Genomic DNA, 23,923 nt, shown 5'->3' with positions numbered 1-23,923 from the left:
AGCACCTCGGTTGAACTGGATGTCCACGCCCTTTTTCAGAATATAGGCACCCAAGCTACAAAGCGGTATTTTTTACCTAGGTTGGGACGGGTTGCCTACTTCTCAAGATACAAGGTTGGGTTGAAGCATGAAACCCAACACCCCGATGGGTTACGCTACCGCTAACCCATCCTACAAATAATTGTGCCTCCCTACTTAAATTTAACAAACTTAACATCTGAGTCAGCAGCGAGAGTGTAAGTCGGGATTAGCAATTCTCGCTGGCACTAGCGATCGCTGTTGTCCCGAGAGCAGCGGGAGTAATTGCCCGAATTTTTAGCCCACAGAGACGAGGTATTTTTTGAGCATTCATTGCGAAATTTGTCAAATTATTTAAGAAATGTGAAGGAGCGCAAAGGAAAATTAAAAGAAGGGAAGATATAGATGTTGGGGAGAATACTAAGTGCTAATCTAGGGTTATCCCATCTATTCCGAGGTTAACCGTCCCACGGGAGAAACAATCACCGGATTCCCCTGCTGGCGGCGAAAATCGGTTTCTTTAAATAAAAGTTAACAGAACTTCGCACTTCTGTTAAGAAAAGGTTTACAGAAACTTGTTAGAATAGAGGTAGATAAATCCAGTTGCAAATAGGCGCTCGACCCGATGAATTTTCCGCGCGATCCGACAAAAAAAAGAGAACGAGAACACCGACAATATCTAGACTGTGACCTCTAATTGACTTTCACTCAACAGCGCAATCGAGCAGTTTTTTGAGGATTAAATTCCTAGCATCAACACCCCTTAAAAATAGTTGATGTGGGCAGTCCATAGCAAAATTTTTAGATGGAGTAGTGAGTATGAAGCTATTGATTCAGGGCAATAATATCGCTGTCACCGAACCTATTCATGATTATGTGGAACAAAAGCTGGAGAAAGCGGTGAAACATTTTAACGGCATAACCACAAAAGTCGATGTTCACCTCTCCGTGGAAAAGAATGCGCGCATTCCCGATCGCCACAAGGCAGAAGTAACGGTTTATGCTAATGGAACAGTGATTCGCGCTCAAGAAGGAAGCGAAAATTTGTACGCAAGTATTGATTTAGTTTCTGATAAAATCGCTCGTCAACTCCGCAAGTATAAAGAAAGACTGGTGGATCATCGCACCAACGCCACCGTTAAAACTAGCGAGGTGGTGCAAGAGAAACCCTTAGATGATAACCTAATTGGCGATCGCACTCCCGAATTACCTGCGGAAGTAGTGCGGATGAAATACTTTGCCATGCCACCGATGACTATTGAGGAAGCACTAACACAATTGCAATTAGTCGATCACGATTTCTATATGTTCTGCAACAAAGACACGAACGAAATCAATGTTATCTATCAACGCAATCACGGCGGTTTTGGTGTTATTCAACCCCGTCCCGTCAACCTAAATGGCAAAGAATCCAATTAACAGTTAGCGACTACAAATAAAACAAAAGACTGGAGAAATTCTCCAGTCTTTTTCTCATCTAACCAAGATTAACTTTAACCACTTTATTTTTTTCTGCCACCGCTTTCGGGAGGGTGAGATAAAGAACACCGTCTTGATAGTTAGCGGTAACTTGGCTATTTTGCACCTCCACTGGTAGGGTAATCAAGCGACTAAATTTACCATAATAAAACTCGCTGTTTTCTACCTCGGCAGGGCATTCACGTTGCCCGTTAATAGCCACCATTTGCTTGCTAACCTCCACATCGATATCTTTAATATCCATGCCGGGTAATTCGATTTTTAATTCCACGGAATCCTCGTTAACAGAGATTTCCACCGGGGGACGAGACACCAAGGAAGTTGTCGGTAATACTTCTTGAAAAAGTTGATCGATTTGACGTTGGACAGAATTAATTTCGAGGAAGGGAGAATAAAGAGTGAAAGCCATAGTAATAATTTCCTTGAGAGGTTTTCTCTGACTGCGATTACCTCTATCTTAAGCAACTAACTTGACTTCCACAAGGCGGTTTTCAGGAAATAAAAAGTAGCAATAACCGATACAGTTTCAGTTGTCAGTTATCAGTTATCAGTGGGAAGTTGTAGGGTATGGGGTGTGGGGTGTGGGGTGTGGGGTGTGGGGTGTGGGGAGAATAAATAAAAATAATCTCCTGTCTCCTGTCTCCTATCTCCTGACGACCGCCTTCGTTATAACCATTGTTGTAATTCTGGCCAACCCAAACCCTGACGCACGATATCCGGTTGATCGCCGGTAAAATCAACAATTGTTGACACTTCCGAACCGGGAGCCGAACCATCTTCGATAATTAAATCAACGATATGATCGAGGGCATCGAATAGCCTAGCGGTTTCTAATCCCTTGGTGGGAAAATCCCCCTCCTGATCGGGAAGATGAGCAGAACTAGAGATAATGGGATTTTCTAGGGTTTCGAGAATAGTGCGACAAATAACGTGATCGGGAACCCGGATACCAGTGGTTTTCCGCTTCGGATTCATCACCACTTTCGGCACTAATTTAGTCGCCGGTAAGAGAAAAGTGTAGGGACCGGGTATAACTCGTCGCATAATTTTATAAGCATAATCGCTGACCACTGCGTACTCGGAAATATTCGACAAAGAAGAACAGAGAAACGTCAAGGGTTTATCATTAGATAGTTGCTTGATTTGGCGAACTCGTTCGACGGCGGATTTCACATTGAGATCGCAACCGATCGCATAGACGGTATCGGTAGGATAAAGCATAATTGCCCCATTTTTCAGGGCATGACAGATTTCTTGGATAGAACGTTGTTGGGGATTTTCCGGATGGAGAGAGTAAATAGTAGCCATGATAGCAAAATCGTCGCCTATTGGGATTGTCCCACGGGAATCGCCGGGGATATGTGTTTAGGGGCATTAGTAGATTTAGGAGTCCCCTTAGAATACCTGATTGCACAACTAAAAACTTTAGGAATCGAGGATGAATATCAGTTAAAGGCCGAAAAACTGCATCGTCGCGGTCAAATTGCCACTAAGATTCACGTCGATGTCACTGCCGAGAAGTCCTCTGATCATCACCACCATCACCATCATACCCCCGCTCGCCATTTACCGGAGATTGAAAATTTAATTAAACAGGCAAATTTACCCCAGAAAGTCCAAGAATGGAGTTTAGCGGTTTTTCAACAACTTGCGATCGCAGAAGGAGCCGTTCACGGGATCGCACCGGAAAAAGTGCATTTTCACGAAGTCGGGGCAACCGATGCCATTATCGATATCGTCGGGACTTGTTTGGGTTTGGATTGGCTATCGGTAAGTGAATTATACTGTTCTTCTCTACCCACCGGCGGCGGTACAGTTCAGGCCGCCCATGGTCGTTTACCGGTTCCCGTGCCAGCAGTAGTACAATTGTTCAGCCAGCGACAAGTACCAATTTATAGTAATGGCATCGAAGCGGAGTTAGTAACACCCACGGGGGCAGCTATTGTGACAACTTTAGCTAAAAGTTTCGGTAAACCGCCGAAAATGCAGTTAGAAAAGGTCGGTTTAGGAGCAGGGACAAAAGATTTACCGATTCCCAATCTTGTCCGACTTTGGTTAGGGAAAAAAGAATCAGAAAAGCTAGATGAAATTGAAACTGTGGCAGTTTTAGAAACTCAAATTGATGACTTAAATCCACAAGCGATCGCCTACTTAAGCGAGGCTTTATTACAAGCGGGTGCCTTGGATGTATTTAGTCAAGCAATTACTATGAAAAAATCTCGTTTGGGGATACTTTTGACAGTAATTTGTGCCTTGGATAAAATTGCTATTTGTGAAAATATGATCTTTCAGGAAACCACAACTTTAGGCATTAGAAGGACAATTCAAGAGCGATCGATCTTAAAAAGAGAGATACAATCGATCGATACTGTCTATGGACAAATTCGGCTAAAAGTTGCCTACAAAGAGTCAATTAATCAACCGATTACCGTACAACCAGAATACGAAGATTGTGCCGCAATTGCCCGTCAGCATCATCTACCTTGGCGATTTGTTCATCAAATGGCCTTAGCTATTTGGCAAGAAAAAAATCAGTCTTGACAGCAGGGCAATTTTATCATAAAACTGGTATATCCATTTTTCAAAAGAACGTAGGTTGGGTTGAAGCATGAAACCCAACGCCCGCTCATGTTACGCTACCGTTAACCCATCCTACAAATAATTGTACCTCCCTACTTATATCCATTTTTCAAAAGCTATTTCCAGGAAGATAATCCCAATTTAAAACCTGTTCTTGGCTAAAAGGACAATCAACAGGAAAAGTTTCTTTTGGTAAATTAGTTTCATTTACCGTCCCTCGCACTGCTTTTTGATAACATTCAGCGAAAATATCGGCTAAATAGGGTTTTAAGCTAGGACTATCCCTGAAAATAAACTCTAATTGTTCTCTTTGCTCATCAATGGTATTTATCCAGCTATTAGTCGGTTTTTCTGGTTGATATTGCCATTTAAGTAAGTGCATCAAGAGAACTTTTAAACGACTGAATACCTCCCGTCTATTATTACGTCCTATATCGGATATTTCTTCGATTAAGTTATCTAAATCGAGGGCTGCTAAATTGCACTTTTTTAAGTGATTTACGGTTTGCTCAATCCACAAATTAAAATCAGTTTCATAAAGCTGAGATAATTGATTTTTCATGTTGAAAATATCCCATTTAGAAGTCGGTGGTAACGCACCACTCTCTTAACTATAACCGCTGACGGGGAGGTAAGTAGTCGGACATAAGTTTTCGCTGCTGTATAAAGTTTTGTAAATAGGGTAGAAGGCTGTATGCAGCAGCGAAAACCGGCTATTTTACATTCCTTAACATAGTGTTGTTTATTTATGTCCGACTACTTAAGTAGTCATGCAAAATTAATTACCTGCCCGATCGAGCTAAAACCCTTACGGGGCAATGATCGTCATGTGTAAATAATTTTGCCTAGGTACTTACCAATTTTCAGTAGATAGCATCCGAGGGAACCTTGATTCCTTCTTAATTCTCGCTTTAGTCGTGCTTTGATGACATCCCAGCTGCCATTTGCCGTTGAGATAAATTTCCCTCTTGACCAAGTTGGTAGAGCAAGTTTCTTTGTTCTATGTTAAGATATTGGAGGCTTCGTTTTTGGATCTGATTTGTTGTTGTATTGATCAGACAGTACCTGATGAGCCTTTTTCTGTCAACTCTTAAGGAGTCGTGCGTTTCATTTTTGAATTGGCAATATTAGGAGGGATAAAAATTATGGTTAATTATCTCAGTCAAGAAGAGGAATTACTAGCAGCCGAAGAAGAAAAGTATCTAGAGGAAGAAGATGATGTGGATTTTCCTCCTGCGGATATTATTGCTTACAATGAGCAGCGTTCCTGCTCTGATCTAGTTAGAATGTATCAAAAAAAACAATTGGTTATCGATCCAGATTTTCAAAGAGATATGGTGTGGACTGATCCACAACAAACTCGTTTTATTGATAGTTTAATGAAACAGTTACCGATTCCTAGTATGTGTATTAGTCTTGACTATAAGACAGATAAACGCTATATCATCGATGGATTACAACGAATTAGTACCATAGTCAAATTTTTAACTACTGAAGATTGGAAGCTATCAAAATTAGCTGATGTAGATTCGTCTATTTCTGGAAAAACAGTTGAGGAAATAAAAACTCAGCATGAAGAATTATATGAACGCGTAGAAAATATGACTATTCCCATCACCATGATTCGCTACGACTCCAGCAAAAAAACTCATAATAATTATATTTTTAACATTTTCCATCGCTTAAATACCGGTGGAGTAAAACTTAATAATCAGGAGATCAGAAATTGTATCTATAATGGCGAGTTTAATACTTTTTTAAAAGAATGCGCTCAATATGAAAACTGGCTTTTGCTGATGGATCGAAAGCAGAAAAAAGCATCTCGATTTGAAGATGAAGAATTAGTTCTTCGTTTCTTTGCTTTTTATGATGGATACCAGAACTACAAGGGGAAATTGACCGGATTTTTAAATGATTATATGTATAAACATAGATTTGCCCACCAAGATTTTATTCAAGATAAAGATCAATTATTTAAGCAAACTGTTGACTTGATTTATGATAGAATCTTCAAAGAGGAACCTCTCAAAACCAGTAAAGTTATTGCTGAGGGAATTCTGTTAGGAGTTGCCAAAAATTTAGATACTTTAGTCAATCTCTCCAATGATGAATTACAAGACAAGTATTCTAGATTAATAAAATCTGAACCATTTTTAACTAAAAATTTATCTGGTGGTATGTATCGAAAAGATAAGGCTTTAGAGAGAATTAATACATCTATCAAAATTTTTTCATCTACTTCTACTGGTAATGATTACTAAAAGTTATTTATTCAAGACGCTAAACAGGCTTGATAAACTCTATAATGACTCTACAACTGATGATCAAAAAATTTTTTATTCTAAACTAGCTCTAATAGAATTATGTGGCTGGATCGAGGAAACTATGGATGATATAGTTTTAAGATGTGCTAAACGATGCTTAAAGTCCGAAGCTAACCAAAAATTCATCAAAGACGAGATTATTAAGCCTAACTCTAAATTTCAATATGAAGCTTTTAGAAAAATGTTGATGATGGTTATTGGTTTAGCAACATTAGAAAAAATTGAAAAAAAGTTAGAAAAAACTGGTAAAATTAGTGCTTTAAAAGGTTATCTTGGTAATCTAAAAGATAGTCGCAATCGAGCGGCTCATACTCATACTAAAGGTACTTTGAGAACTTATGACGCTCCTTCTAAAACTAAACGTGATTTTGATAAAATATATGGTTTGTTAAAAGAGTTAGATGCAGAATTGCAACGTCATATGAATAATCAGGTCATCCGTACTGATAAAGCTCCGGCCCCTGTGGGTCCCTATAATCAAGCGATCGCCGCTACTGGTCCTTTTCTCTTTGTTGCGGGACAAATTCCCCTAGATCCCGTCACGGGTGAAATCGTCTCCGGGGAAATTAGCGCCCAAACCGAACAAGTTATGGCCAATCTAGAGGGCATTTTAACCGCTGCTGGGGCTAATTGGTCAAATGTGGTGAAAACTACCGTCTTTCTCTCGGATTTAGCCAATTTCGGGGCGATGAATCAAGTTTATGCCCGTTATTTCCCCCCAGAAACTGCCCCGGCCCGGGCCTGTGTGGAAGTGGCCCGTCTTCCCAAAGATGTGCTAGTGGAAATAGAATGTATTGCCGCTTTAGCCTAAAAATTAAGGTGGGCATTGCCCACCCTAACCTAATCTCTCTCTAGACCACCAAAGCTTCTAGAATCGTCTTATTGTAGATAATTCGCCCTACTGTAGTACGCACATACTGAGCAATTATCTGACCATCCTTCTCGCGGGTTTTGCGTTCCCGATAATATTTCCAGATGCTGCCATCGGGGAGAGTTTCCGTTTCCAGGACTTCCTCATCGGGTTTATTGGTTTTCACCTTTTCTCCCACCGGTAAACGCAACCACACGGAAGCGTGCAGATCTACCAATCCCTGATCAAAAGCGCGAATAGCGTCATCCATGCTGGCGAAATAACGACCTCCACCCTTTTGGGCCTTGGGATTTTCGGCCGTGAGATAATAACAACCCAAAACCATATCCTGAGAAGGGGCAACAATCGGGCGACCGGTCGCCGGTGAGAGAATATTATGACAGGCCAACATCAACAAGCGCGCTTCCGATTGTGCCTCCAGGGAGAGGGGAATATGTACGGCCATTTGGTCCCCGTCAAAGTCAGCGTTAAAAGCGGGACAGACGAGGGGATGTAACTGAATCGCCCGGCCCTCCACCAGTATCGGTTCAAACGCTTGAATGCCCAAACGGTGCAGGGTAGGGGCGCGGTTTAACATCACCGGGTGTCCCGTGATTACTTCATCCAAGACGTGCCAAACATTGGCATCCCCCCGTTGGATCATTTTCTTGGCTGCCTTGATATTATTGACGATGCCTAATTTAATTAAACGATGGATAACGAAGGGTTGGAACAATTCGATCGCCATTTCCCGGGGTAAACCGCATTGATAGATCTTCAATTTCGGACCAACAACGATAACCGAACGTCCCGAATAGTCCACCCGTTTACCGAGGAGATTTTGACGGAAACGCCCCTGTTTACCCTCGATAATATCCGATAAAGACTTCAGGGCGCGATTATTGGCCCCCACCACCGTGCGACCGCGACGACCGTTATCAATTAAAGCATCGACGGCCTCCTGTAACATCCGTTTTTCATTGCGGACGATAATTTCGGGGGCGAGAATTTCTTGCAGACGGGATAAACGGTTATTGCGGTTAATCACCCGACGGTAGAGATCGTTCAGGTCAGAGGTGGCAAAACGGCCGCCGTCCAACTGCACCATCGGGCGTAAATCGGGGGGAATCACGGGAATTACGCTTAAAACCATCCATTCTGCCTGAGAACCCGTGGCGACAAAGTTATCGATTACCCGGAGACGTTTAATTAATTTTGCCCGTTTTTGCCCCTTACTTTCGACAATTTCCGTCCGCAGTCTTTCCGCTTCTTCTTCCAGGTTAATTTCCTGTAAGAGTCTTTGGATAGCCTCGGCCCCGATACCCACTTCAATACCGACTAATTCCGAATCCTCCGCGTAGATTTCCTCTTCGATCTCTAACCATTGATCTTCGCTGAGGAGTTGTTTATAACTAAGATTGCCGGCATTACCCGGATCGAGAACCACATAGGCATTAAAATAGACGATTTGCTCCACGTCCCGCAGGGGCATATCGAGCAGGATACTGAGATAGCTGGGAATACCTTTGAGATACCAAACGTGGGTGACGGGGGCAGCTAATTTGATAAAACCCATGCGATGACGACGTACCCGCGACTCGGTGACTTCCACTCCGCAACGTTCACAGACAATTCCCCGGTGACGGACGCGTTTGTATTTACCGCACCAACATTCCCAGTCCTTCGAGGGTCCAAAAATTTTCTCGCAGAATAACCCATCCATTTCCGGTTTGAGAGTCCGATAGTTGATCGTTTCTGGTTTGGTTACTTCTCCGACGACTTGACCGTTAGGCAGGTTTCTTTCTCCCCATTGCCGAATTCTTTCGGGGGACGCTAAACCGATTTTGACGTAATCAAATCTTTGATCTGTTGGAGTCTTCATTCTGAATTTTTTACTATGGGTAATGATTCTGGGATAAGCGATCGCTCGCGCGTTCTCGATGCCCCGATGACAACTATTAGGCAGAAACGACAGTTAACTCAGTCACTTTTTCTTGGGGTCAAACTGGCCCGATCGAGTCCGGGACATTACATTATACAATTTTTCTAGTTCGATCGACCATTAAGTGATATTTTCCCAGATGATGATGCTACCGTCGGCCGCAGCCGCTGCTAGGTGACAATAATCGGGGCTGAGAACTAAACTGGAGATCGGCGATGATCGCCCATTGTCGCTGCTAAGAGTTGCGATCGCCTGTTGAGAATTGGCTAACCAGATTTTAATCTCTCCGTCGGTTCCCCCGGTAAATAACCATTGACCCTCCTCTGCAAATACCAAGCTTGTCACCTGACCATTATGGGCATTAATCACCCGAATTGGCGCAAAATGACCGCTTTTCTCTGGGTCGTATTGCCAGATTTTCACCGTCCCATCCACACAACCGGCGGCAATAATCTGACTATCGGCAGCGATCGCCAGACTCTGCACCGAAGAAACGTTACCAGATAGGACGGCGATTTTTGCTCCCGATCCCAATTGCCAGAGGGTGACAGTGCCATCACCTCCAGCTGCGGCGATAAAATCTTGATTAGGAGCCACTGCTAGGGCATAAATTGCCCCTAGACTGTCATAGGAGCTAAATGCTTCGTTTTCCTGCTCTAAATTCCACTGTTTTAGGGTTTGATCGTAACTACCGCTAACCAAAAAATGCCAACGGGGGGCAAAATCCAGGCCGTGAATCGAACCGAGATGACCGAGGAAAATTTGATTTAATTCCAGACTACTGCCATCGCCGGCTAACGTCCATAATTTAACGGTTTGATCGAATCCTCCCGTCGCTAGATGATAATCGCCATTTCCGGTCACTGCTAGGGCTAAAATGCCCTGATCGTGAGCTTCTACCGTATTAATCAGGGTTCCTGTGGCAAAATCCCAGATTTTTAGGGTACGATCCCAACTAACGCTAATTAAAAACCGTTGATCCTCGGTAATTGCGATCGCTGTAATCATTTCCCGATGGGCGGCCAGACGGCGATAATAGTGCCAATGGGGTATATCGACGGGGGGGGAAGTGGGAGTTAAATTAAGGGTAGGTAGGGTGATTTGTGGCTCATTTTCCGCTTTTGTGGCGGGAATATCGGCCGATTCTTCGTTAAGCGGCAAAATATCTCTGTGTAAGCGACCGTAGGATTTTTCCAGATGTTCGATGCGTTCCAGCAGCCCGTTACGGTTGATATATTGAATAATTTGATTGTGGGACTGTTCGAGGACGAGAATATTCTCCTCTAATTCTGCGACCGCACGAGCGTTATCCCTGGCCACTGCGGGACTGAGGGACTGTATTTGTGCCGATAAAGCTTCTTTTTCTTCTTCCCACTGACTCTGTAAATGACCGGTTATCTCGGTTAAGCGTTGACGTTGCCTAGTTCTTTCTCGGAGACGATTGAGAATATTCAACCCGAAAGTCACGACTAGGAGGAACAAAGGCAAAAACTCCGCACCCATGGCCATAAGGGTAAGCAGGGTTAATCCTAGGGCGATATATTCCGCTAATTCTAGCCAATGGGGGCGATGGTCGGTCATTTTGCAGTTACCGGTAAAGGGATTTTGATCATCTCCTGATTTCAGACTCATGGTAACGCTAATTGCCGCCTTGGGATTGACTAAAATTAATTTTTAAGCAGGAGTTAAGACTTTTTCCTTAGTTTCTAAGTAGCTGGTTATAATTAAATTTAAAATGGATTTTAGGTTCGATCCCCCCCGCCCCCCTTGATAAGGGGGGTGCCGATAGGCGGGGGGATCTGATAATTTTTAAGCAGGAGTTAAGACTTTTTTCTTAGTTTCTATCGGTGCGGTTAAAGCGGATTCTAAATCGGCCTTCCCTAGTCTTGCTTCCAAAATTTTCAGCACTTCCCGTCCAAAATCATCAGGATTCTGTCGCCATGCTTGCAGACAAACTTCGCCAAAGAATGACCCCAAAGGTTCGGGATTCCAGAGCAGTTTTTTGGCTGTCCAGGGCATTAAACTCATGGGATCATAGTCGGGTTTAATAATTTCTTTTTTGAAGGCGTATTCTTCTAGATGGGTATGGGGTTGTAGTCCGATAAAAAAGATGGCTGGTTCCACTTTATCGACTCCAAAAATGTTTTCTAATTCCCGATGATAGGTGATAGTTTGACGAATAGTTTCTAGGGTTTCATCAATAACATTAAAGGAATAATTTACCGAAACCAGATCATTAAAACCCGCCGCTTTTAAGTCTCGACAATTTTGCAGAACTGTCCGCAAATTATAGCCCATCCGCATTTTACGGACTAATTCCTGAGAACCACTGGTGATGCCAATTTCAAAGTAGTTCATGCCTGTTTTTACCATTAAATCGCACAGTTTCGGAGTGAGATTATCGGCACGAATATAGGCAGCCCAATGGATATCTTTCATCCCAGAAGCGAGAATTTTTTCTAATAGTTCTTCCACGTCGTTGATAAATTTTCTGGTGGGGATAAATTGGGCATCAGTAAACCAGAAATTGCGAATGCCGCGGTCGTATAATTGGCGCATTTCCTTAACTACTTCATCCGCGGGATTAATGCGTACTTGTTTGCCTTCAACGACGGTATAGATGCAGTAGCAGCAGTTATGGGGACAGCCGCGCTTGGTTTGTACCCCGATATAAAAGTCGTTTTCTTGGAAATAGTAGGAAAATTCCGGCCAAATACCGGCGATATAGTCGTAGTTACAAGCGGATTTTTCTAAGGGGGTGGGGGATTCGTGGATTAAACGCGGCCGGGGTGTGGTTTCTCCGACCACATAACAACGTTCATCGCTAAAGTCCTGGCCGGAGAGGAATTTTTCTAGCAGGGTTTCCCCTTCTCCGACTGATACAATTGTTCCTGTGGGCAGTTTGGTTTTTAGTTGTTCGTAGAAAACACTGACGGCACCACCCCCGACGATAACTCGCGCTTCGGGATGGTATTTTCTGGCCCGCTGCAACCCTCGGCGAATTAGTCCCTGATTGCGCCATAATTCGCCGTAGTAGGCGGTTGTCACCTTTAAACCTCCTAAAGCACCGCGCAGCTTGATTAGGGGGTTTTTAGCGTAGTAAAATTCAAAGGCGTTTTGCAGGGGATTACCACCGCGACCACCGACGGGAGCATATATTTGAATATCCCGCCAGGAGAATACTAGCAGGGTGGGCCGAAATTCGTCAACACAGCGATCGAGTGCCTGGTTAAAGTCTAAGGGGGGGACGGTGCCAAGGTCAAAGATTCTTTGTTCGATGTCGGGGAAGAGTTTATGAACGTGGTCGGAAAGGTAAACCACACCGATGGGGAAAATGGGGTTACAGGGGAGTCTAACGTAGAGGATGCGTTGTGCTTGCGGTTGAGTCATGAGATTTCTGAAGGGGATGGAGACGCATTCTGAGTAATCTTAATATAACTTAACTTTGTCCGGCTTGTCTGGCAGTTATCAGTCATCAGTTATCAGTTATCAGTTATCAGTTATCAGATGTGAGTTTTCAGTTCACTGATTACTGTTTACTGAGTCACTGAAAAGCTTCCCACTTCCCCACACCCCACACCCCACACCCCACTTCCCCACACCCCACTTGCGTCTTAGGTTAAACTTTAATTCCTAGTACCTGTGTATGGGTTCCCCGCGCTTGGGTGACACCGATGGTTCTTTCCGATGCTTCAATCATCGGCCGACGCAAACTAACGACAATAAATTGCGCTTGTTGTGCTTGTTTTTGAATCATTTTGGCCAATTTCTCTACATTGGCCCCATCTAAAAACATATCCACTTCATCAAAGGCATAAAAGGGAGAAGGACGATATCTTTGTAGGGAAAAAATAAAGCTTAAAGCGGTTAAAGATTTTTCACCTCCAGACATGGAACTTAATCGCTGTACGGGTTTTCCTTTCGGATGGGCCACCAGATTTAAGCCACCATTAAAGGGGTCATTTTCGTCTTCTAGTTGTAAGTAACCATCACCGTCGGACAGGGTGGCAAATATAATCTTAAAGTTTTCGTTAACGGCCGTAAATGCTTCCTGAAAAGCATTAAATCTGAGGGTGGTAAAGTTTTCTATGCGTAAAAGTAGTTCGGTTCTTTCTCCTTCTAGAGTTTGCAGTTTTTCTGATAGTTCATCTAATCTCTCTTTAGTTTTTTGGTATTCTTCTAAAGCTAACATATTCACAGGTTCTAAAGCTTCCAATTTCTTTTGTAACTGCCGAATATCGCTTTGAATTTTCTCGAAATCTCGATCGCTTTCAGGAATTTCGGGCAAGGGATTGGGTAGGTCGCTTTCTAGTTGACTAATTTCTGTCTGTAAAGTGGTTAGTAATGCTTGTCTTTCCTCTTGATTGTTGACTAACTTTTCCGATTGCCAGATAGCCTGTTGTTGCTGGTTTTGTTGTTGTCGCAAAACTGTTTCTAATTGGTCTCTTTTTTGCTTGGTTTCCCCTAGTTGTCGGGATAATTGCTGTAAAGCTTGATTGATTTCTAAAATATTGTGATTAAGTTTTTCTATCTCCAGATTACCGATATTTCTCTGATTAACTGCATCGGTAATTATTTTCTCAATCTCAATAATTCTATCCCCAGACTCTTGACTTTTTTCCTCTAGTCTGATCTGTTGATTTTGTAGGTCTTTTAACTGTTCGCGGACTGTAGCGAGGTGATTTTCTTGGGTTTGTAACTCTAATTCTTGAGCGCGAATTATTCCCTGCACCTGTTGCCATTCGCTATGGGTATGATTGGCCTCTAAAGCAGTTAATTTCTCCTGTTCTTGCTGTAAGGATAACTCTAACTGAGGAATTTCTCTAGTTAATACCTCTAACCGTTGACTAGAAATACTAATTTCCTCTTGCTGTCCCGATAATTGACGGGTTAAATCCTCTTTTTCTGTGGTTAAACGTTCTAAATCCTTGCTTAATTGTTGTAGAGATAATTGATTTTCCCGATGACTTTGACGGGTTTCGGTTAACTGTTGGGTTAACTGACTGATAAGATTATTGACTTGAGTAATTTTTTCTTCGTTGCGGGTAAGAATGCGATCGATTTCTGCTAATCTTTCCCGTAGAGATTCCGCTTCACTAGACTCCTTGGCAGAAATTTTACCAAAACGCAGCCCCGATCGCGTCGGTTGGCTGCCTCCAGTCATAGCACCAGTCATCTCTAATAACTCGCCATCCAAAGTAACGATGCGATATTGATTGATATAATAACGGGCAGAGTCTATATCCTCAAAAACCACCGTACTGCCAAAAATATAGTTAAAAACCTCCCGATACTGGGGTTGAAACTTAACCAAATTCACCGCTAAATCCAGATAACCCCGCGCGTGACGCACAGAGGAAATATCTTGGGGACGGGGGGGACGAATTTTATTCAGGGGTAAAAAAGTGGCCCTACCGATGCGACGCTGTTTTAGCAAGGCAATTCCGGCGGCCGCAACGCTATCATCTTGGACGACTACATGACCTAAACGACCTCCGGCGGCGATTTCAAGAGCAATTTGATAACGTTCCTCTACTTCCCCCAATTGTGCCACTAATCCGCAGATTCCGGGCAAATCTGACTGTAATAATATTTGAGTGGCATAGGTTCCCTGGGCCTCTTGTTGTGCTTGCTTGGTCGCTTCCAGTTTATCTAATTCCCTCTGTTTGTCCCGTTGTTCCTTGAGCAGACGTTTTTGGGTGTCCTGACTGATGACGCGATTTTGTTCAGCAAGGGTGAGTTTTTGGGCTAAATTTTGGCTATCGGGTTCCGCTTGATTAATTTTTTGTAATATTTCTTGACTTTCTTCGGTTTTTGTGCTAATAACTTGCTCTAATTCTTGCAGACGTTGACCAGCTTCTACTATATTAGTTTGCAATCGATCGCATCTTTCGGTCAATTGGGCCCGTTGGCTACGGTAGGGGTTTAATTGTTCCTGAAGACGGGTAATATTGCGGGAAAGGTCGCTTTGTTCTTTTACCCAAGCTTCTGACGCTTCCGCGAGACTACTTGCTTGCAGACGATGGTTTTCTAGGGTTTCCCTTGCGGTTTGGGTTGTCCGTAGGAGATTGGGTAAAATTTCAGTTTCTAAACGGCTTTTTTCAGCAGTAATCTGAGTTAATTCGAGATTATAGCGATTAATTTCCTCTAAAAGTCTTGTTTTCTGTGCCTGAGATTCTTTTTCGAGGTTTTCTAACTCTTTTTGCCGTTGTTGCTGTTGTTGTCGTTTGGCCTGTTGACTCGCTAATCGGGAAGTTAGGGACAGCTGTTCATCTTCCCCAAAAGCTTTGACCTGTTGATTGAGTTTCTCTAATTCTTGACTATTTTGGGCGATTTGTTCGGATAAATTGGCGATAGTCTCCGTTAAAACCTGTTTTTCCCTTTCCCCAGCTTGAATTTGTCCTTGTACTTGCTGGCAGCGTTGCTGGAGATTTTGCCAATGCAGGACAATTTCCCATTGTTGTTTTTCTTGGACTTGGGCCTTGAGTTTTTGGTATTTTTCGGCTTTAATGCGATCAAGTGCTAATTTCTCCAGAGATTTTTGCAATTCTGTGGCAATAATTTGGCAGCGTTCTTCTCTTTCTTTAACCGAATCGATATTATCCTTAGTTTTCTCAATTTTGCGGTCAAATTCGGCTACTCCTGCCAATTCGTCGATAATTTCCCGTCTTTCCTTAGCATTCATGCTGATAATTCGGGTTACGTCCCCCTGTAACACCACGTTGTACCCTTCGGGATAGATGCGTAAACGGTTCAACTGGTCGTGAAGTTCGCTAACCGTACAGGTTTCCCCATTGATATAGTAGGTAGAAGTATAGCTGCCACCCTTAGCCACTTTTAAGCGTCGGGAAACCGTCCAATCCCTATCGGTTGCGTCGGGAATATCGCTAACATCAAAAGTCACCGAAACACTCGCTTCGGTGCTATGACGTTGACTGTTATAGCTGTGATTGACTAAATCCGGTAATCTTTCGGCCCGCATTCCCTTGGATGTAGCTAATCCCAAGCAAAATAGCAATGCGTCGAGAATATTCGACTTTCCCGAACCATTTGGACCAGAAACCACCGTAAACCCCGGTAAAAAGGGGATGGGAGTCGTTCCCCCGAAGGATTTGAAGTGTGAGAGTTCGACCTTTTTGATGTAAACCATGGCGATAAGCAAAAATTAGGCAAGCTATCAGCTGTCAGCTTGAATCGATAAGGGATAACTCCGGTTTATCCTTGAAAATATCCTCAGACTTGACCGGAGATGAGTTTGATTAGTTGCGTAGTTTGAGAATTTTATGGGGATACCCTTATGAAAAATATAGCTGATAGTCCCCTTAGATGGCTTGAATCCATTCTTTGACTTGGTACTCTGTCCAGATGCCATTTTGCCAATAGGGATCCGCTTCGATTAATTCTCGCACTTCTGACTCGCTGGCTGCCTGATAAATTCCAAAAACTTGGCTTAAATCTGCCGTTGGTCCGATAGTAATGAGAATTCCCCGTTCTTTCTGTTGATTTAATCCCTCTAGATGCGCTTGACGATAGGGAGCGCGTTTTTCCAGCACGTTTTCACAATAACTACCCCAGATAACAAATTTCGGCATATTTGACCTGTACTCTCTTGATCTGTTGCTATTTTACGATCGAATCGTCAATCAGACTAAATCGATATAGAAAAGTGGGGGGTACACAGAATCTACATTTTACTATAGCGGTTTTCACAGAAGTGAGTCCCGATTGAAACCCTGAAACGCCTATCTATCGATGGATTCACTATACCTCATTAGACTGAAAAACGCTATATATAGATTAGCTAATCCAGATAGGTTTTCTATTGTATTTAAGTAGGTGGGTGGAATTAAATATAAGATGAAAGTAGGTTGGGTTGAAGCATGAAACCCAACGCCTAACCATTACCATTTGTCCTCCAAGATTAAGTTAGTATAACAAATACAGTCACTCACTCAAAGTTAATCCGTTCTCGTTCGACAACTAAAGGTCTTTTTAAAATTCTCATGTGCATTAAGCCAATATATTCCCCAATAATGCCGATAAAAAATAACTGCACCGAAGCGAGTAAAAATAGTCCGACAGTAACGGGTGCGGTTCCTAAAGGAAAATAATCCCAGAACAACAATTTGGCGATTAAATAACCTAACGCCACTAGCAAACTCAGCAGAGACAAAGCAAAACCCAAAAATGTAGCAATCCTCAAAGGAACACTAGAATGGCTGGTAATGCCTAACATTGCAGCGTCATAAAGCCTATAAAAATTTCGATAACTACTCTTCCCTTTTTTACGCTGCCGTTGTTTGTACTCAATCTCAGCACTGTCAAAGCCGATCTCTGAAATAATACCTCTTAGGTATGGATAAGGTTCGTCAATTTTTTTCAAAACTTCCACGACCTTTTTATCATAGAGTCCAAAACCTGTAAAATGAGCAGTAGGCTTAATATCCGATAACTGAGTGACAAGAAAGTAATAAAAACTCCGGATACTATACAGTAGAAAATTTTCTTCACTTGAAGTTTTTATTCCTTTGACTATGTGATAGCCCTCTTCCCATTTTTTGATAAAATCAACAATCAAGTCTGGTGGATCTTGTAAATCAGCAAAAATTAAGACAACAGCATCAGCATCTGGCTGAGTTATTCCATAGTAAATCGATCAAATTGCCCCAAAGTTTCGAGCATTAACGATAATTTTGACATTGGAATCTTTGATGCCAATACCTTTAAGAATGTCCACCGTTTTATCCTGAGAAGCATTATCAATAAATAGATGTTCATAATCATATTTTTCTAAGTCCGCAAAAATCTGTTTGACTTGAAGATAAATCTCTTCGATATTCCCCTCCTCATTATAGCAAGGAGTCACTACACTAATTTTTTTCATTGTCTATTTCCTCTAAAAACAAAGGTTTTATTCAAGAAATAAGAAACAATTGCTAGAGGCAATACTAAGATAGCTTGTGCCACTAAGATATTGATTCCTAGCATCTTAACAATTCGTAAGGATTCAGCGTTTAATAAGTAAATCACTAAATAAACACCAATAAAGCGAGTTAGTAGTCGATTATTTTGGTCTTTAAAAACGATAGCTCCGATAGTTTTAAAGTTGAATAATACCCCGCAAATAGTAGCGATAAGTAAGGAATAGCGATAATCTAATCCTAGACAAATCAGCAAGGCAAAGACAGAATAACCAAATAAGGTATTAATTACCCCCACTAACAAAAATCTAACAAATTTACTTTTTTGGAACAGATACATTTTTCAAGTTTATTTTGACAATTAGTGATTACATTGGTCTTTACCTTCTCCTCACCTGTAAAATGGCTAATACACTCTTTGTAGCATGGCCAGAGCCGATTGCACAATGCCATCCAAATCAAGTCCTTGTTGGGAACGTAAAACTGTTTGACTACCGGCGGTTTTAACTGCTTCTCTTTTTAACCTTAAAGGCTTAAATTCAACAGTTTCGCTCGACTGTGCCAGAACTTCTGCAACTGCACTTCCTAAACCGCCAATTCCATGTTCTTCTAGGGTGATTATCTTCTTAGTCTTTTGGGCAGATTGTAAGATAGATTGTTCATCTAGAGGGTAGAGAGTCGGCATACTCAAAACTTCAATAGAATAACCCTGCATCGTCAGTTTTTCAGCCGCTTTAACGGTTAAATCTAGCATTCCCCCTATACTGATTAAGGTCAAATCTGTTCCCGACTGTAACTCGATTGCCTTACCAATTTCAAACTGAGGTTCCCTAGGGTGAACTTGAGGTTCACCGGCTTTCCCTAATCTTAAATAACACGGACTAGATAGGTTAACAATAGCTTGAGTAGCTAATTTAGCTTCTAGAGGATCCCCTGGAGCGATAACAGTCATATTAGGCAACACTCTCATCACCGCCAAATCTTCCATGCCATGATGAGTATAACCCAGAGAACCGTAGGTCAGTCCACCACCAACAGCAACAATATTAACATTGAGATTGTGATAACAGACATCATTACGAATCTGTTCAAAACATCGCATGATCGGAAAATTGACAATAGAATAGGCAAAGACGATTTTGCCAGACATTGCTAGACCCGCAGCTATGCCGATCATGTTTTGTTCGGCAATACCCACATTCACAAATCGTTGAGGAAATTGGCCTGCAAATCCTTCGAGGACAGAATAGCCTAAGTCTCCGCAAAGAAGCCAAATCCTCTCATCTTTCTTGGCTATTTCACAAAGCGTATTGATAAAAGCTGTTCTCATGATTTCCCCTCAATTTCTGCTACGGCTTGTTCTAGTTGTTCTTGATTCGGTGACTTGTAATGCCAAGCCAGTTGATTTTCCATAAAACTGACTCCTTTTCCCTTAACAGTATGGGCGATAATACAGCTAGGTTTGCCCTTTTCAAAAGGAACACTATTGAAAGCATCTTCAATCTGCTGGAAATTATGACCGTCAATTTCTCGCACTGACCAACGAAATGCCTGGAATTTAGCTGTTAAGGGTTCAAGGTCAAGCACTTCTTTGACCGTGCCAAAACTCTGAATCTTGTTATAGTCCACAATAACAACTAGGTTATCGAGTTGATGCTGAGGCGCAAATAAAATTGATTCCCAGTTTGAGCCTTCATCCATTTCGCCATCACTAACTAGAACAAATACTCGGTAGGGTTTATCTTCACGTTTACCAGCTAGAGCTATACCACAACCGATAGGTAAACCATGACCTAAAGACCCGGTAGAGGCTTCTATTCCGGGTAGATAATGACTGATATGACCAGTTAACTTAGAACCATCTTGACAATAGGTTTCTAGCCATTCTAGGGGAAAAAATCCCCGTTCAGCCAGTACTGCGTAGAGAATAGCCGCACTATGACCTTTACTGAGAATAAATCGATCGCGGTCTAGCCAATTTGGGTTAGTCGGATCAACTCGGAGAATTTTGCCATATAGCACAGCTAATAAATCAGCCATGCTTAAACAACTGCCAATGTGAGAGGCATTGGCTCGATGAACCATCCGTAAAGCCTGAAGGCGGAGTGATTGAGCTAATTGATTAACTAGGATGTTTTGAGCCATTATTCTTTGACAAAGTAGGAAATATAGGGGTCATAAGGAAAGCGACAGAGTTTAACCATCTCTAAGCTTTCTAAGAGTGCGGTAGTTTCACCTGGAAATTCGGCGCAGTTTAGCTCATCAAAAGCAATAATTCCCCCCTTAACAACTCGAGGATAGAGATATTCAATTGCCACCTTAGTAGGTTCATAAATATCAAAATCCAAATAGAGAAGACTAATCAATAAATGAGGATTATTTTTGACATATTGGGGAATAGTTTGACAAGCATCTCCAGCTACTAACTCTACCTTAGCAATATGTCCTAAAGGACGATTTTTGTCGTGGATATCAACTAGAGATTGCAGTTCATTGATAATCCTGTCCGAAGTTTTAAAACCTCCTTCTTTTAAATGTTCTGAATCACCAGTTTTGATATCTTTTTCATGGAGTGAAGGAAACCCTTCAAAAGTATCAAATCCGATCACTTTGCGAGTATGATTATAGGGTTCAGAAATGGCAGAAAAATGATACCAAGACATCAATCCACCCCCTCCAAACACTCCACATTCAACAATACTGCCATTAGCCTGGAGGCTAAGTTTGAAAATTTCCCATCTCGTTAAAAATCGGGCAATGTCTTGGCGACGTACATGACGAGGAAATGTTGAGAGACGCTGGGTTATAGGTAGACCAGATACTTCAAAAGTCCTCGCTAAATCATCGGGAATGCTTTTTTCCTGTTGATTGTACTTAGCGGAATGATGTCCTAATTGACTCAATGATGATCGCGTTTCTGAATTCATTTTGTTATTCCTATTTGAGAACAATTTTTAGGTTCAAACTTGAATGGCATTTGAGGTCAAGTGATAATTTTTTTAAAATTATCCAATTGACAGATTGGGCAGGGATTTTTTAGGTAAATTAATGGGACATCTTTGATGTTGATTTTTACAATTTTAACCTCCATTATAAGGGCGACAAGATGCCCCTTAAATAAGATAGTCCATAACCAAACCATCACATCCGAAGCATATAAATAGGAACGATAGGGGGGCTTCTTAAGGAAAGTAAGCGAATTTGTTTGGCTAATTTTTCTATCATTTGCTTTCGATCACAAGTGAGTTTTTCTTAACATAAATTTTTGAATTTGTTGGCTATGTTTTTCTCGATGAAGGAAGAAAAAGTTAGTTTCTAGAGTCGTATCGTCCATGAGGAAAAATCGGGATAAATTATGATCACAAACGGTAAAGCAATCATAACCTATCTCAGCCATTAAGTCAATGATCTGATTAGGGTGGTAATTAAATTTTGCTGACCATTTTCTGAGCATCTCTGTAAAAATTATTGGTTTGTCTCGTTTAATTGTCTCCAGACCTCCTTGATAAACTAAAAGTTCTGCTCCTTCCACATCACATTTAATAAAATCTATCTTGACAGGATGTTCATCGATAAATTCATCCAACCTTTTCACTTCGCAAGTTATTTCTTTAATGGTTTCACTCTCCGTAATATTCACTAAAGACGCAGTGACAGAGGTATCGGGTTGAACGTAAAATTTTAACGTTTCGTTTTGATTAGAAAACCCAAAATTGTAGACAATGATATTTTCAATTTCCGAATTCAATTCTAGATTTTTTCTGAAATATTCAAAAGTTGACTTCACTGGTTCAAATGACCAGACTTTAGCTTGGTTAAATTGCTTGGCAATATTTAGAGAATACCAGCCGATATTCGCTCCTATATCAAAGATATTACAGGAGGCATCTAAAGTTGAAATTAACTCAAAAATCAAATAACTTTCTGCTGGCTCATGGAAATTAAAATTGAGGATTTCAAAGGGTATCGACCGTTTATCCTGCTGATTAAACCAGATATTGATTCCTTGTTCCCTAGAAGTAAATACAACTCCATCGTCTTGAATCCTAATACTAGCAATGTCAGTATCCTTGAGAAGTTCAGAATAGTCAAACAGAAGCTGGTGAAATTGATACATTTCATCAATATATTGCTGTTTATTGCTCTGTCCCAAATGATAGTGTGATTTCCTGTCCAATAACTTCATAAAAAACTCCCAATTGTACGTTTAAAACCTTCTTCAATGCTGGTCTGAGGTTGCCAGCCTAAGGCCAATAACTTAGAAATATCCGGACAATTCCGGGAGACTTGACTCGGAATATAATCGGGATTATCTTGGATGGGTTGGCGAAGGAGTTTTAATCCTTTTTCAGGAAATAAATCCACAAGTTTCACCGCCAATTCTAATATACTTATCTCCCCTTGAGGATTTCCTAAATTATAGGCTTGTCCATTCTCCCCCTTCAGAAGAATAGTTAAAAAACCTTGAACGGCATCGGCTAAATAACAAAAAGCGCGACGAGCGCTTCCGTCACTTTTCATAATTATATCACGATTGTTGACAATATCAGCTACAAAATCTGCATAGACTCGACCATCATCCAAGCTTAACCCCGGCCCATAAGTATGAAAAGGACGGACAATTTTAGTAGGAATGTTGTATTGATGAAACCAAGAAACACACATATTTTCGCCCATACGCTTGCTTTCAGCATAACAGGAACGAACTAAGGTCGGATCCAGATAACCATAATTATCTTCCCTAATTTGCTCACAAGAGGGATCAACTTTTCCATACACCTCACTACTACTGAAATAGAGAAAGCTTTCCACTTGATGGAGTTGAGCAAGTTCGAGAAGATTATAAGTTCCTACAGTATTCGCTAATAATGTTCCCACTGGATCTTTCCCATAATACTTCGGACTGGCTTGACTGGCAGCATGAATGATAAAATCTATTTTCAAGTCTAAAGAAATCGGACTAGAAACATCCTGCTCAATTAACTCTAAATCGGTTCTATTCTGGTAAAACTCCAATCGTTTTAAGGCTTTCTCCTTATTTCTGACTAAGCCAATCACTTTGATAGAAGAATGTTTTTTTTGTTCATTCAAATAGAGCAAGGTTTCCACGATGTAAGCTGGTAAAAATCCATTGGCTCCCGAAATAAAAACTGTTTTTCCTGCCAAAGTTTGCCAAGGTAAATCAGCTGCAATAATTTGCCTCAAATCTTGTTCAACAATTTTATGTCTCATAATTTTCTAACTCAGAAAAATATTGGTTTGTGATCCCGAATAATATCTAGTATCCCATCGAGGATAGATTTCCTTGCCGATGCTTTTAAGTCTAGCTGATCATTAGCCCAAATAAAACTCTCTAAAAGCCAGCAGCCAAAAAAGCCTGTACCTCCGGTAATAAATATCCGTTGTCCCCGCAATTCCTCCCACAGGGTTTTAGTATGGGCAAGAATGTGATTTAAGTCATTTGTTAGGTTAGGTTGCATCTTCAGCCCCGAATCATTACCAAGATTTCTTCCATGATTTTATCAGCATTTGACAAGTCTCCTACAAGGTTTCTGGTTCAACGCCTATTTCTCTTAATTTTTCAGCTAATTTGTGCCGTAACATTCGCTCCTGTTCGAGTTGATATTCAGTTTGTGCGACTCGTTCACTCCCCCATAATAACAGATTGCCCGACTTATCCCACCAACGCAACCAATAGGCTGTCACTTCAGCTTTTTTTCCCTGCCAGACTCCCAAAAATAAGTTAATCTCTGCTATCCAATAACGATTGTTTTCATCAGGTTTTTGTTGTTCATACCTTCCTTGATTT

The 23,923-nt window shown here is 41.5% G+C and carries 19 protein-coding genes and 3 pseudogenes; 4 read left to right on the top strand and 18 right to left on the bottom strand.

Annotation, left to right across the window (positions count from 1 at the left end):
• Positions 1 to 837: 837 nt before the first annotated feature.
• On the top strand, positions 838 to 1,437 hold the full coding sequence (hpf, locus tag IM509_RS15360) for a ribosome hibernation-promoting factor, HPF/YfiA family (RefSeq protein WP_002771638.1): 600 nt from the start codon (positions 838 to 840) through the stop codon (positions 1,435 to 1,437).
• A gap of 58 nt (positions 1,438 to 1,495) precedes the next feature.
• Here the strand turns inward: hpf and IM509_RS15355 are convergent, their stop codons facing one another.
• Complete coding sequence (locus tag IM509_RS15355) at positions 1,496 to 1,906, bottom strand: Hsp20/alpha crystallin family protein (protein WP_052276386.1); 411 nt, start codon at positions 1,904 to 1,906, stop codon at positions 1,496 to 1,498.
• Between the two features lie 257 nt (positions 1,907 to 2,163).
• Positions 2,164 to 2,805, bottom strand: coding sequence for an L-threonylcarbamoyladenylate synthase (locus IM509_RS15350; protein ID WP_002771642.1), 642 nt, complete (start codon positions 2,803 to 2,805; stop codon positions 2,164 to 2,166).
• On the opposite strand from IM509_RS15350, the gene larC reads away from it, so the two are divergent.
• On the top strand, positions 2,782 to 4,038 hold the full coding sequence (gene larC / locus IM509_RS15345) for a nickel pincer cofactor biosynthesis protein LarC (RefSeq protein WP_072925245.1): 1,257 nt from the start codon (positions 2,782 to 2,784) through the stop codon (positions 4,036 to 4,038). The genes IM509_RS15350 and larC overlap by 24 nt on opposite strands.
• Positions 4,039 to 4,186: 148 nt before the next feature.
• On the opposite strand, the gene IM509_RS15340 is transcribed toward larC, so the two are convergent.
• Positions 4,187 to 4,639, bottom strand: coding sequence for a DUF29 domain-containing protein (locus tag IM509_RS15340; protein WP_052276388.1), 453 nt, complete (start codon positions 4,637 to 4,639; stop codon positions 4,187 to 4,189).
• Positions 4,640 to 4,944: 305 nt separating this feature from the next.
• A pseudogene (locus IM509_RS15335) lies at positions 4,945 to 5,111 on the bottom strand (helix-turn-helix domain-containing protein); the annotation flags it as partial.
• Between the two features lie 111 nt (positions 5,112 to 5,222).
• On the opposite strand from IM509_RS15335, the gene IM509_RS15330 reads away from it, so the two are divergent.
• Together IM509_RS15330 and IM509_RS15325 are read left to right on the top strand one after the other, a co-directional pair.
• The gene (locus tag IM509_RS15330) at positions 5,223 to 6,338 is read left to right on the top strand and encodes a DUF262 domain-containing protein (protein ID WP_052276389.1); all 1,116 of its coding nucleotides are present in this window, start codon (positions 5,223 to 5,225) and stop codon (positions 6,336 to 6,338) included.
• Entirely contained in the window at positions 6,328 to 7,212 is an 885-nt protein-coding gene (locus IM509_RS15325) for a RidA family protein (RefSeq protein ID WP_185236954.1), read from the top strand. The genes IM509_RS15330 and IM509_RS15325 overlap by 11 nt, the downstream gene beginning before the upstream one ends.
• 40 nt (positions 7,213 to 7,252) lie before the next feature.
• Here the strand turns inward: IM509_RS15325 and IM509_RS15320 are convergent, their stop codons facing one another.
• From IM509_RS15320 to IM509_RS15255, 14 genes and pseudogenes are all read right to left on the bottom strand, one after another.
• A complete protein-coding gene (locus tag IM509_RS15320; protein WP_052276391.1) occupies positions 7,253 to 9,133 on the bottom strand; it encodes a DNA-directed RNA polymerase subunit gamma in 1,881 nt (626 codons plus the stop codon).
• Positions 9,134 to 9,313: 180 nt separating this feature from the next.
• Positions 9,314 to 10,825 (bottom strand): WD40 repeat domain-containing protein, encoded by a 1,512-nt coding sequence (locus tag IM509_RS15315; RefSeq protein ID WP_185236953.1) that lies wholly within the window; start codon positions 10,823 to 10,825, stop codon positions 9,314 to 9,316.
• 177 nt (positions 10,826 to 11,002) lie between these two features.
• Complete coding sequence (locus IM509_RS15310) at positions 11,003 to 12,583, bottom strand: photosystem II high light acclimation radical SAM protein (RefSeq protein WP_052276392.1); 1,581 nt, start codon at positions 12,581 to 12,583, stop codon at positions 11,003 to 11,005.
• A 229-nt stretch (positions 12,584 to 12,812) separates the two neighbouring features.
• Positions 12,813 to 16,343: a chromosome segregation protein SMC gene (gene smc, locus IM509_RS15305; RefSeq protein WP_185236952.1), complete on the bottom strand. Its 3,531-nt coding sequence runs from the start codon at positions 16,341 to 16,343 to the stop codon at positions 12,813 to 12,815.
• Between the two features lie 172 nt (positions 16,344 to 16,515).
• Positions 16,516 to 16,785, bottom strand: a complete 270-nt coding sequence (locus IM509_RS15300) for a YciI family protein (RefSeq protein WP_002762776.1) — start codon at positions 16,783 to 16,785, stop codon at positions 16,516 to 16,518.
• A 356-nt stretch (positions 16,786 to 17,141) separates the two neighbouring features.
• A pseudogene (locus tag IM509_RS15295) lies at positions 17,142 to 18,077 on the bottom strand (glycosyltransferase family 2 protein).
• Positions 18,074 to 18,454 (bottom strand): GtrA family protein, encoded by a 381-nt coding sequence (locus tag IM509_RS15290; RefSeq protein WP_052276395.1) that lies wholly within the window; start codon positions 18,452 to 18,454, stop codon positions 18,074 to 18,076. The pseudogene IM509_RS15295 and the gene IM509_RS15290 overlap by 4 nt, the downstream one beginning before the upstream one ends.
• A 66-nt stretch (positions 18,455 to 18,520) precedes the next feature.
• Positions 18,521 to 19,444: a transketolase family protein gene (locus IM509_RS15285; RefSeq protein ID WP_052276396.1), complete on the bottom strand. Its 924-nt coding sequence runs from the start codon at positions 19,442 to 19,444 to the stop codon at positions 18,521 to 18,523.
• Positions 19,441 to 20,259, bottom strand: coding sequence for a transketolase (locus IM509_RS15280; RefSeq protein ID WP_185236951.1), 819 nt, complete (start codon positions 20,257 to 20,259; stop codon positions 19,441 to 19,443). Before IM509_RS15280 ends, IM509_RS15285 begins: the two co-directional genes overlap by 4 nt.
• Positions 20,259 to 21,041, bottom strand: coding sequence for a TylF/MycF/NovP-related O-methyltransferase (locus IM509_RS15275; protein ID WP_185236950.1), 783 nt, complete (start codon positions 21,039 to 21,041; stop codon positions 20,259 to 20,261). Before IM509_RS15275 ends, IM509_RS15280 begins: the two co-directional genes overlap by 1 nt.
• A 308-nt stretch (positions 21,042 to 21,349) precedes the next feature.
• On the bottom strand, positions 21,350 to 22,300 hold the full coding sequence (locus IM509_RS15270) for an FkbM family methyltransferase (RefSeq protein ID WP_185236949.1): 951 nt from the start codon (positions 22,298 to 22,300) through the stop codon (positions 21,350 to 21,352).
• Positions 22,297 to 23,346, bottom strand: a complete 1,050-nt coding sequence (locus IM509_RS15265; RefSeq protein WP_052276399.1) for an NAD-dependent epimerase/dehydratase family protein — start codon at positions 23,344 to 23,346, stop codon at positions 22,297 to 22,299. Before IM509_RS15265 ends, IM509_RS15270 begins: the two co-directional genes overlap by 4 nt.
• An 11-nt stretch (positions 23,347 to 23,357) precedes the next feature.
• On the bottom strand, positions 23,358 to 23,594 hold the full coding sequence (locus IM509_RS15260) for an NAD(P)-dependent oxidoreductase (RefSeq protein WP_052276400.1): 237 nt from the start codon (positions 23,592 to 23,594) through the stop codon (positions 23,358 to 23,360).
• Positions 23,595 to 23,655: 61 nt separating this feature from the next.
• A pseudogene (locus IM509_RS15255) lies at positions 23,656 to 23,923 on the bottom strand (hypothetical protein); the annotation flags it as partial.

The organism is Microcystis sp. M31BS1, from assembly GCF_020245285.1.
GTDB classification, from domain to species: domain Bacteria; phylum Cyanobacteriota; class Cyanobacteriia; order Cyanobacteriales; family Microcystaceae; genus Microcystis; species Microcystis panniformis.
Note: the sequence above shows the minus strand (reverse complement) of the source record. Positions and strands in the feature narration are given on the sequence as shown.